Origin of the sequence: Nostoc sp. UHCC 0252, assembly GCF_034931145.1 — a bacterium.
Lineage (GTDB): Bacteria > Cyanobacteriota > Cyanobacteriia > Cyanobacteriales > Nostocaceae > Nostoc.
Window position 1 is genome coordinate 148790 of record NZ_JAYGHE010000002.1, and the last position, 10769, is coordinate 159558.

10 protein-coding genes are annotated in these 10769 nt (G+C 41.2%); 6 read left to right on the top strand and 4 right to left on the bottom strand.

Annotated elements, in window-relative coordinates; translation table 11 throughout:
• Window positions 1-2: 2 nt before the first annotated feature.
• Window positions 3-911 carry a polysaccharide deacetylase family protein gene (locus tag VB732_RS01775; protein ID WP_323229083.1) on the bottom strand — a complete coding sequence of 303 codons (909 nt, stop codon included), beginning with the start codon at window positions 909-911 and terminating at the stop codon, window positions 3-5.
• A 1713-nt stretch (window positions 912-2624) separates the two neighbouring features.
• Between VB732_RS01775 and lepB the strand changes: the two genes are divergently transcribed.
• Window positions 2625-3197 (top strand): signal peptidase I, encoded by a 573-nt coding sequence (gene lepB, locus VB732_RS01780; protein WP_323229084.1) that lies wholly within the window; start codon window positions 2625-2627, stop codon window positions 3195-3197.
• A 120-nt stretch (window positions 3198-3317) separates the two neighbouring features.
• Here the strand turns inward: lepB and VB732_RS01785 are convergent, their stop codons facing one another.
• Window positions 3318-3851 (bottom strand): ComEA family DNA-binding protein, encoded by a 534-nt coding sequence (locus VB732_RS01785; protein ID WP_323229085.1) that lies wholly within the window; start codon window positions 3849-3851, stop codon window positions 3318-3320.
• 15 nt (window positions 3852-3866) lie between these two features.
• Entirely contained in the window at window positions 3867-4241 is a 375-nt protein-coding gene (locus VB732_RS01790; RefSeq protein WP_323229086.1) for an NINE protein, read from the bottom strand.
• Window positions 4242-4417: 176 nt separating this feature from the next.
• On the opposite strand from VB732_RS01790, the gene VB732_RS01795 reads away from it, so the two are divergent.
• Window positions 4418-5344, top strand: coding sequence for a J domain-containing protein (locus VB732_RS01795; protein WP_323229087.1), 927 nt, complete (start codon window positions 4418-4420; stop codon window positions 5342-5344).
• A 126-nt stretch (window positions 5345-5470) separates the two neighbouring features.
• Window positions 5471-5794 carry a DUF1825 family protein gene (locus VB732_RS01800; RefSeq protein WP_323229089.1) on the top strand — a complete coding sequence of 108 codons (324 nt, stop codon included), beginning with the start codon at window positions 5471-5473 and terminating at the stop codon, window positions 5792-5794.
• Between the two features lie 91 nt (window positions 5795-5885).
• Here VB732_RS01800 and VB732_RS01805 read toward each other — a convergent pair whose 3' ends face one another.
• Window positions 5886-7811, bottom strand: coding sequence for a transglycosylase domain-containing protein (locus tag VB732_RS01805; RefSeq protein ID WP_323229090.1), 1926 nt, complete (start codon window positions 7809-7811; stop codon window positions 5886-5888).
• 173 nt (window positions 7812-7984) lie between these two features.
• Between VB732_RS01805 and tyrS the strand changes: the two genes are divergently transcribed.
• From tyrS to VB732_RS01820, 3 genes are read left to right on the top strand one after another with little or no spacing between them, the layout of a single operon-like run.
• Window positions 7985-9175, top strand: a complete 1191-nt coding sequence (gene tyrS, locus VB732_RS01810; RefSeq protein WP_323229091.1) for a tyrosine--tRNA ligase — start codon at window positions 7985-7987, stop codon at window positions 9173-9175.
• A 21-nt stretch (window positions 9176-9196) separates the two neighbouring features.
• Window positions 9197-9928 (top strand): orotidine-5'-phosphate decarboxylase, encoded by a 732-nt coding sequence (gene pyrF / locus VB732_RS01815; RefSeq protein ID WP_323229092.1) that lies wholly within the window; start codon window positions 9197-9199, stop codon window positions 9926-9928.
• A complete protein-coding gene (locus VB732_RS01820) occupies window positions 9925-10644 on the top strand; it encodes a hypothetical protein (protein ID WP_323229093.1) in 720 nt (239 codons plus the stop codon). Before pyrF ends, VB732_RS01820 begins: the two co-directional genes overlap by 4 nt.
• The last annotated feature ends 125 nt before the right edge of the window (window positions 10645-10769 follow it).

Here is a 10769-nt window from a genome sequence, read left to right on the forward strand (position 1 = left end):
AATTACTTTTTGTGAGCGAGCAAATTTTGCTCTGCATCTTCTATTTCTAAAAGTTCTGGAATAGTTACAAAGCGATAGCCTTGCTTTCTAAAGTTGCTAATAATTTCTGGTAAAGCTTGTACAGTTCTAGAACGGTTCCCACCACCATCATGCATCAGTACAATACCACCAGGCTTTGAATCTTTAATTACGTTATTTATCAACTTTGGTACAGTTGGTAATTTGTAGTCTATGGAGTCAGCAGACCACATCACCACAGTATATTTCTTTCCTTTAGCATAAGCAGCTAATCCATTGTGCAAGTTGCCACCAGGTGGTCGGAAGAGATTTGTTTTAGCACCTGTAATTTGATAGATTAGGTCTGTTGTGCGGTCGATTTCATGAGCTGCTGCTTGTTGATTAAAAAAGTGATACCAATGATGCCAAGTATGGTTCGCAATGACGTGGCCTTGAGCAACAATTTGCTTTCCTAATTCTGGATAATTTTTTAGGTTCTGTCCAACGACAAAAAACGTTCCTTTGATATTATTTGATTTCAGAATATCTAATACTTGCTCTGTAGTCTGAGGCCAAGGGCCATCATCGAAGGTGAGAGCAATCACTTTCTCTGCTTTAGTGAGTTTTGCTTCCTTAATTATTACTCCTTGAAAACGTGATGGTATGGCATAAGATAGCCCTTTTGTTTGTGCTTCTTGCTGCCAACTCGTAAGCATCGCCGCTTTTAATTTCTCAATACGCTGCTGAGTTCCTACCTTTGCAGCTACATCCTTGACATCTATATTTTGTCTAATCTGAGCCTCCGAAGTATTTGGCCTTAAAAGCATCATGAAAGCAAGGCTAAAAACACCACATAAAGCAAGCAGTGCAATTAATATTCCTTCTGGCCACAGAAACGACTTATTGTTTTCCACCTCATAGCTCCTTCAAATATCGAACCATCAACAACAGTTATGACGGTACGTTATAGCACACTTATTTAGATATCTTAAATACCAGCTACTTCCTGATAATCCTGAAAATGGGAATTCGGCTAACGGAGATTCACCATTGAGAAGACAGACTATAGGGCTTTAACTGAACCTACATACTTTAGATTTGGATGAGCGCTTACAGAATATTTGCTACTGTTTAATATCAACCCATCCATCAAAGGCAAAGTTTGTACTTCCGCCTTTTTAACGCTAGCTCTAAGAAGGAGCAAAATTAGATAATTAGTCATACCCCAAGATCCTATTAAATAGGAGTACTGAATTAGTTTCTGTCTTTAACTTCACTGCTAAGGCAGCATTATCATTTCAAGCTTTATAGCTTTACCAATAAGATGAGCTATGCTGCGCTAAAAATTTGCAGCTTCCGCAGGCTGAAGTTTTTATCTTCAAGGTTTTTCACAGTAAAGTTGTAAGTTATACAACTTTGTGAATTACTTGATTAACAATACAAAACTACTTATAAGAAGAGGGGTATCTTTCCAAATATAGTCTAGGAAACTATTAGCTATATTCTTGATAAGATATATTCTAATGCCTACTGCCATTACTTCCTTTTTAAGAAAAAGTTAAGTTTTCAAGTGACAGAATATTAGCTTGCACTTTCTATGTAATAGACTAGACGAAAATTGATTAAATATAGTTTCTCATTGCCAAGGGGCACTTATTCGTTAATCTAGATACTTTTGGCTCATTTAGCAAAGATAATTTTATCAACAGTTTAGTTCTATTTTTAATGCTGATACTTTTAGCCTAAATTCTTAGTGACTTTTGTCTGTTAATGTTGTTTTCGATAGTCTAGAAGATTTATATCTTATTAATAGTACAATCTAATATGTAGTGTCACCGTGTAATTACGGAAAATATCAAATATATATAGGGAACTTGTGAAAATTGCAATATTCTAGTAATCCGCTTCGGTTTCTGTTCGCGCAGCGTGGCGTAGCCATACTTACTTGCATAGGTAAGGAACAGTCAACAAGAAAGAAGGCTTTGTTATTTGTACTAAGTTTTTTTAATCAATATTGAGTCCTATATAGCATTTATGCTATTGAACTATTGAATTATACGCTTAATGTAGATAAGGTAAAAATTTTGACTATTCTAACTTGAATAACCGAAAATTTTGTATTCAAAAATACACTTAAACAGAGTTAATTTTATGTAACATCACTTAATAATATATAAAAATATATTTTCTTTTCAATTCATATCAATCTGCTTAATAACCCATAATAAAACTACCCCACCCGCTCTATAGGGAACCCTAGTGATAACTTAGGCAAAGGTAAGGCATAGAAGTATGGGCAATTTACCGAACATCATATCAGCCTTTACCAAAGAAAGGCAGAGGTTAGGAGGAAGTAAAACTGAAAATTATCTAATAACTTGCCTTATAATTGCAGCAATTAGAATTAAGATTCTTAATTATCTAGAAATCTTAATGATTTGCTTGATATTGCCTAAGACAGGTCATTGTTTATTTACAGTACTTTTACTTGTGTTTAGTAGATGCAATAACTGTATTATTTAATATCTGTATGGGTTGATGCAGAACCTAAATTTTTTATTAATATACCTTTTGAGTCAAAATAATCAAGGTATTTGTCCCACTTCTGAAACTGGCTACAAATTGTTATGATTCCTCACGAAAGTGATGCAAAAGAAGAACGTGCGTCGTTAAAAGTATGGCGTAGTTGGCGAGAGAATCTGATTTTAATTGCGATCGCATTATTTTTAGCACTCTTGATCAGGACTTTTATCGCCGAACCCCGCTATATACCTTCTGACTCGATGCTGCCCACCTTACATACTGGCGATCGCTTGGTAGTCGAAAAAATATCCTACCATTTTCATCCTCCCATAACTGGGGATATTATTGTTTTTCAGCCATCCGCAGAACTACAACGTCGAGGATATCCCAAAGACCAAGCTTTTATCAAGCGGGTTATTGGCCAGCCTGGTGAGGTAATTAGTGTTGCTTCTGGCAAAGTCTATCTCAACGGTCAACCCTTGGCAGAAGATTACATCGCTGAACCACCAAATCAGCCATATCAACCAGTAAAAGTCCCAGAAGACGAATTGTTTGTCATGGGAGATAACCGTAACGATAGTAATGACTCTCGCTATTGGGGCTTTTTACCCAGAAAAAATGTCATCGGTCGGGCAACATTTCGTTTTTGGCCTCTTGATCGCATTGGGTTCATTTAGTCAATTTTGGATTTTAGATTTTTCTTTTAATCCAAATTGCCCTGTAAGCGCACCAAAAGTTCGACTCAAAATCTAAAATTGACAGAGTTAGGAGTTATTTTAAAACTTCTAACTTTTAACTTAAAACTTTAAATAATACATCAGTTGAGCGATCGCATCACCAGGTAACTCCAGCCGCCGTTGAAAATCAGCTAGGTTACGGTAAGGCCCGACTGATTGCCGATTTTGCACCACTGCTTGCGCTAAAGATAAATCTATAAATGGAATTTGTGCTAACTTTTCGACTGTTGCTGTATTCGGATTGACTAAATGGGTCGGACTTTCTAGAGATTCGTGGTCATAGTAAATAAAATTCAGCAGAGGCTTTAATGGTTCCAAGCGCGGTGCTGGTATAGCCAAAGCCGCAGCAATATCTTCAATACAGTAAAATTTAACACCAGAATGCGAAAGTTCTACAAGCGATCGCGCTTGGTGAATTGACAAACCTGGTAAGCGTAACCAATCATCTACAGTGGCTTGATTCGCATCAATGCGAATACCTAATTTGGCCGCTAGCTGAATCTCTTCCCCAGATTGGAGGCGATAGTAGGGATCGTTGAGGAGCTTGGCGCGGAGTTTTTGCAGCCTGGGGTTCAAAGGTAGCCAGTTATTCATGATTCATCGCTTACCTCAAGAAATCTGGTCTAGCAGCTGGCGGCGCTTTTGTTCAAACTCATACTCTGAAATCAGTCCATCCTGACGCAAAGCATCTAATTCTCGCATTGCTTCAGCCATTGCTCCTACCTGATTACTTACCTTTTGTGAGTTTCTTGTCGCTGACTTGCCGAGATTAAAATTCTGATCAAAAGCTTCTTCGTCTTGCGCTAAATACCAAACTCCCTCAATGGCACTAGCTACCTTGGGGATCGGTGTCCAGGAAAGCAGCACGTACAAAACACCCCACAACGGCTGTCCTAGATAGAATTTATGCAATCCTGAAATTGTCAGCGTTCCAGAAAAAGCTAAAACAGCAGCGACACTTCGACTTTTGCGCTTAGTCAACATATTTCTAATAAATCTATCAATACCATAGTTCCTACAATCAGACAGTCAACTACCCTGGCTTGCCCTTGAAACTTTTGAAAGTCCCACACAATTTTGAAGAAATTTGAGTAAGTTTCACATGACTGTGCATTGAGCTTTGATGCTAATTTTAAGTTTTTAACAGCTTTATTACTACTATGTCACAGACCTTACTACCACGGGGATGGGTTGAAAAGCTTTGCGATCCTTACGCAGTGTTAGGAATCTCTGTGATTGCTGACGATCGCCAGATTTTCAAACGCTATCACACTTTAGCGAAGCTGCTACATCCCGATCGCCATGCCAAAAACTGTAATTCAGACCAAAAATTAGCAACGGCAATATTTAGCCATTTGATCAATCCAGCTTATGAACAACTGAAAAATCGACAGAAGCGCTTGATTGCGATCGCTATGCTGCGATCCGATGCAAGGGTTTTGCAGCAGCAGCCTTTGTCTTCTCAAAGTGCCATAGCTCAGGAAATGATGAAAATGCCCACACCCGAAGCAGAATTGTTTTACGAAGAAGCGATCGCCTGTTATGGAGAAGCTCAATACAAATCACTAGATCAGTTTTATCAGGTGACGCAACAAATTACTATACTGAATTTAGTCTACTTACGTTTCCATAAACCAGACCTCTTCTTACCACAAAAAATTGTTCCCATCATCCCTGAAGTAGACTCAAATCCAGTTCAATTGCCGTTAACTGATGATGTCAAACCAGTTTTGACAAACTACGCTCAACGTCACTACCAGCGAGCTATTGAATACGTCAGGCTAGGAAAATGGCCTCTAGCCGTGCAAGAACTGCGCGATGCCATCAAGTTACAGCCGAATAACAGCGACTATTATGCCTTATTAGGTTTGGTACATCTCAAACAGAAGTTTATCGGGATGGCTAGGGTTTACATCTGTCAAGCATTAAAACTTAACCCACAAAATTCACTAGCCTTAAAATACGCTTCCGAACTGAAAATTAAACTGGGTGAAAATACTAACCCTAAATCAGTGGCTAAAGCTATGAGTATTGCGGCTCTATTGAGTCGGTTTAAACATCGAAAAGGTTCTCAAGTCAAGTGTTGAAATTTCGGCAGCAAACCGTACCAAAACCGAAGCTTCGTCATTAGATTACCCACCTAGACTAAAATAATAAATAGAAGTAAAACTATTAAGCTACTGAGTCTGGACACTCAGTTTAATATAAGCAATATGGGATTCTTCGATTCTGAGATAGTTCAGCAAGAAGCGAAACAGCTATTTGAGGATTATCAAGCGTTAATCAAGCTTGGTAACAACTACGGGAAATTTGACCGTGATGGCAAAAAGCTGTTTATTGAGCAAATGGAAGCCATGATGGATCGGTATCGCATCTTTATGAAGCGTTTCGAGCTGTCAGAAGATTTTATGGCACAAATGACGGTAGAACAACTGAAAACGCAATTAGGTCAATTCGGTGTTACCCCGCAACAAATGTTTGACCAAATGCACCTGACTTTAGAGCGGATGAAAACCGAGTTAGAAAAACAGGCTTAGTCAATTTTAGATTTTAGATTTTGGATTGACAATTAATCCAAAATCTAAATTGCGCTGGAAGCGCACCTTTGGTGCGGCTCAAAATCCCAAATTATTGTGACTTGGGACGAGAAAACTGAGAAGGTGGCTTGAAGTTTTCCACTGGTACATTTTTAAGTGCCTTCTCCATAAAATCTTTCCAGATGGGAGCAACCATACCGCCGCCTGTAGCACGGCTAGCTAATTGTTTGTTGTCGTCTCTTCCCACCCAGACAGCAGTTGTTAATTGTGGTACAGTGCCCACATACCAGATATCCTTTTCTGAAGAAGTTGTACCCGTTTTCCCAGCACTTGGACGAGCGATCGCAGCACCTTTACCAGTACCATTAGTAACTACTGTTCGCATCACATCGATAATGGCTGCCGATGCCCAAGGATCTAGAACTAGCTGGGGTTTCGGGGTATTATCCAATAACACATTACCACTACTATCGGTGACACGGGCAATTACAGTTGGTGGGGATTGCCAACCATAATTAGCAAAGGTAGCATAGGCACTAGCCATTTCTAGAGGAGTCATACCAATTGCACCCAGAGGTAGGGAGGTAACTGGTTCCATCGGACTCATGATGCCCAAGGTACGGCAAGTTTCGATCACTCTATTCATGCCAATAGCTTTACCAATTTTAATCACGGGAATGTTGCGTGATTGGGCCAAAGCTGTGCGGATTGGCATCGGGCCGCTAAAACCCCCATCATAATTTCTGGGAGAGTAGCGACCATTACCATCTTGATAGCTGACTGGAGAATCTACCACCGTTGAGTCTGGCCCATATTTCCCAGTGGCAAAAGCAGCATAGTAGACAAACGGTTTAAAGGAAGACCCTGGCTGCCGTTGAGATTGAGTTGCCCGATTGAATTCACTGGTCTTAGGATCTACGCCGCCCACCAGTGCTTTAATAAAATGTGTGCGCGGATCAATTGCTACCAAGGCGATTTGATTCTTAGATAATCCCTGCCCAAGCAGTGATTTATGCCACTTAACGACAGTTTCCTCTGCCATACTTTGGAAGTTGGCATCAACTGTAGTTTGTACGCGCATCCCGCCTTTGAGTAATGTCTCACGCCCAAACTTCTTAGCCAACTCCTGCGCTACTGTATTGGTTATATAAGGTAGGGCACTACCTTGAAAGGATTTGATTCTGCCAAGCTTGATTTCTTGCTTGAGGGCGCTGTCATATTCTGACTGGTTGATCCAGTTTAATTCCAGCATCCGCCCCAGTACTTCTTTTTGTTTCTGTTTTGCCAGCTTCATACTCGCAAACGGGCTGAATTCTTCTGGTGCTTGGATCAAACCCGCCATCATCGCTGACTCACCCAAGCTTAAATATTCTGCTGACTTATTAAAGTAACTGCGGGCTGCCGTTTGTACACCATAATTGTTATGACCCCAATAAACTTGATTGAGGTACATTTCTAAAATTTGGTCTTTAGTGAGAATTTGCTCTAACCGAATTGCCAGCACCCCCTCCGCTAACTTACGGGTAAAGGCACGCTTGCGAGACAAAAATAGGTTTTTTACCAACTGCATAGTAACAGTAGAGCCACCCTCTTTGACTCCACCTGCTACAGCGTTAACTACTACAGCCCGACCAACACCAGTGGGGTTAATACCGTGGTGATCGTAGAAGTGGCTATCTTCACTTGCTAATACCGCCCGTTTTAAATTCGGGGAAATTCTATCCAAGGGCACAACCTCCCGGTTGGCTTCCCCGTGGATACTCGTTAAAAGTTTACCCTTAACGTCATAAATGTAAGTTGTTTCTGAGGGAAAGAAGTTACGTAGCTGTCTTACATCTGGCAAATTACGGAAACTGATGGCTAAACCAACCAGTCCTCCGGCTACAATGGAACTTGCCAACATGGTAATTGAGAGCAGAGTGCCGCCAGTTACCTGACCAACTCCTTTTAAAAACTCAAAACCTGACGAAGCCCGACGTTGTGGCTGTTTATCTTCAAAAGTCCTAGAAGACGACACGGCGATTTCACTTCCTCACTTATAAATTTAACTGTAATTGATTGGACGAAGCAAGGCGGTTAATTTTTTGCAATTATAGTAGTTTGGCAGATGAGAAAGTGGATAAATTGCAAGTGTTTATAACCAACTTAACTTCTAGTGTAAAAAACATAGCTAACAATGGATTTTCTACTATGACGCAAGATTTTGCTTGGCTGCGTCGTGGTGTTATAGAAGTTTTTCCACAACCAGTAGATGTTAACAGTGAAAGTCTAGAAAAGCTTTTGGCAACTACAAACAAACCTTTGAGGATCAAGTTGGGGATTGACCCTACTGGTACTGATATTCATCTAGGTCATAGCATACCAGTACGAAAACTGCGAGCGTTTCAAGATGCAGGTCATATAGCAGTTCTAATTATTGGCGATTTTACAGCACGCATTGGCGATCCGACTGGGAAATCTGAGGTGCGTCGCCAGCTTACAGAAGCCGATGTTGCCCAAAATGCTCAGACTTATCTTGACCAAGTACGTCCTATCTTGGATTTTGACACACCAGGAAGATTAGAGGTGCGTTATAACTCCGAATGGCTCTCTAAGCTAAACTTAGAGAAAATTTTAGAGTTACTCTCCACGATGACGGTGGGGCAGATGTTGGCGAAAGAAGGATTTGCCGATCGCTATAGAAAAGAGAATCCGATTTTTATCCATGAGTTCCTATACCCGTTAATGCAAGGTTTTGATTCCGTTGCTGTTGAGGCAGATGTGGAATTAGGAGGGACTGATCAAAAATTTAACATTGCTGTAGGCAGAGATTTGCAACGCCATTTTGGTCAAAAACCGCAGTTTGGGATGCTGCTGCCAATTTTGATTGGCACAGATGGAGTGCAAAAAATGTCCAAGTCTTTAGGTAATTATATTGGGTTGTCAGAACATCCGGGGCAAAAATATCAGAAGTTGCAAGGGGTTCCAGATAATCTACTGTCACAGTATTTTGAACTGTTGACGGATTTACCTTTAGATAATCTGCCAGAAAATCCCCGCGATCGCCAGACACTTTTAGCATGGGAAATTGTCAAACAGTACCACGGCGAACAAGCAGCCCAAGAGGCGAAAGAAGCCGCTCAAAGTGGCGGAAAGGAGGGTGCAGTTCCAGAATTCTCTTTAGCTGAGGTATCGCAGTTTCCTACTAAGTTAGCGTATATTCTCAATGTCACAGGTTTGTGCAAAAGTACAGGAGAAGGTAAGCGGAAAATTCAAGAAGGTGGAGTGCGCTTAGATGGCGATCGCATTACCGATATTGATACTACTTTTGCTTCTGTTGCTGAATTACAAGGTAAGGTTTTACAAGTTGGGAAAAATAAGTTTGTGCGTTTAGTTCCTTAAATGGGGAATGGGGAGTGGGGAATGGGGAATGGTGAACAGGCAGAACAGCGAGTTATTGTGGCTTTGGATGTCCCAGATGAAGAAAGTGCGATCGCTCTTATAGATCAACTTCCTCAAGTTCATTTCTGGAAAGTCGGTCTAGAGCTGTTTACCAGCACTGGCCCGAAAATCTTAGAAGAACTCAGGTCCCGCCAAAAGCGCATTTTCTTGGATTTAAAGTTTGATGATATCCCCAATACTGTTGCTGGTGCTTGCCGGAGTGCAGCTAGATACGGGGTGGATTTACTAACAATTCATGCTACTGCTGGTAGAGATGCCCTGAAAGCCGCAACTGAGGCGGCACAGGAAGGGGCTGCAAAAGCAGGTGTACAACCACCAAAGCTAATTGCTATTACTTTGTTAACGAGCATTTCTGCTAGACAGTTGGCATTTGATTTAAAAATACCTCTGGAATTGCCAGAATATGCTCTAGAAATGGCCTTGCTGGCTCAAGAATCGGGTTTGAATGGGGTAGTTTGTTCACCTCTTGAGGCGGCACAGTTGCGACACACTTGTGGAAATGACTTTTTGCTAGTTTGTCCCGGCGTTAGACCAACTTGGGCTGATATTGGCGATCAAAAGCGATCGCTTACGCCAGCACAAGCCATTAAAGCTGGTGCAAATTATCTAGTAATTGGCCGTCCCATCACTACTGCTACTGAGCCAGAGTTAGCCTGGAAGAAGATTTCTGAGGAGTTAACCACACTGGCATGAAGCTAAGAGTCAGTGAGAAACTGGGGGATAGGGTGCAGGGTGTAGGGGAAAAAAATTTTATCTTTTCGCTGAGTAACAAAAACTATAGTTGGCTTTTAGCTTGCGGCTTCTGGGTCTTAATATCAAATAGTCTTGCTTACCCAGCTTTATCGGAAAACCCCACCCCTAACCCCTCTGCGCTAGCAGAAAAGGAAAATGTCAACGACGGGGCAAAGTCTTTGTGTTCTGAGCAAAATTTAGAAACATTAACTACACAGCTACTCCAAGATTTACCTAGTTATACTAATCGTGCCAGCCAACGCGCCCGCCGCCTCAGCAGAAGCAGTGATATTTACAGTTATATGCTAGTGGCAGGAAGACCTGAGTTTACTCCTCTGCCCCTTAACCTTGAAGAATATAGTGCAGATGGGTCTAAAAGCTCTGCATCAGGAGTTGAGCAAGTTTTCTTTACTACCTTGGAGCGGCAGTACATAGGAAATAAAGCGGTAGAATTGCAGGAATTCCACCGACTATTGTTGACTAAAACTACAACTGGTTGGCGTTTAGTGATGATGTTTTCTCAAATTGGTTCCTATTCAGGAGAGCAGCCAGTATCTCCGCCACGAGATAGTAGTAAAGGTACTGTTGCCCAAGGAGTTAATACTTGGTTACGCGATTGTCAAGCTGGAAGTGTACGACGGATGCGTACTGTGAATATGGGAGACAAAATTAATTGAAGAAGAATTCAGAAGTCAGAATTCAGGAGTCAGAATTAAGACGCGACGCTCGAAGACTCGCTATCCGCTCTTTCGTTCAGAATTCAATTCTGTTAGTGGATAGCTAAGGTTTGGCCCATTCTCCC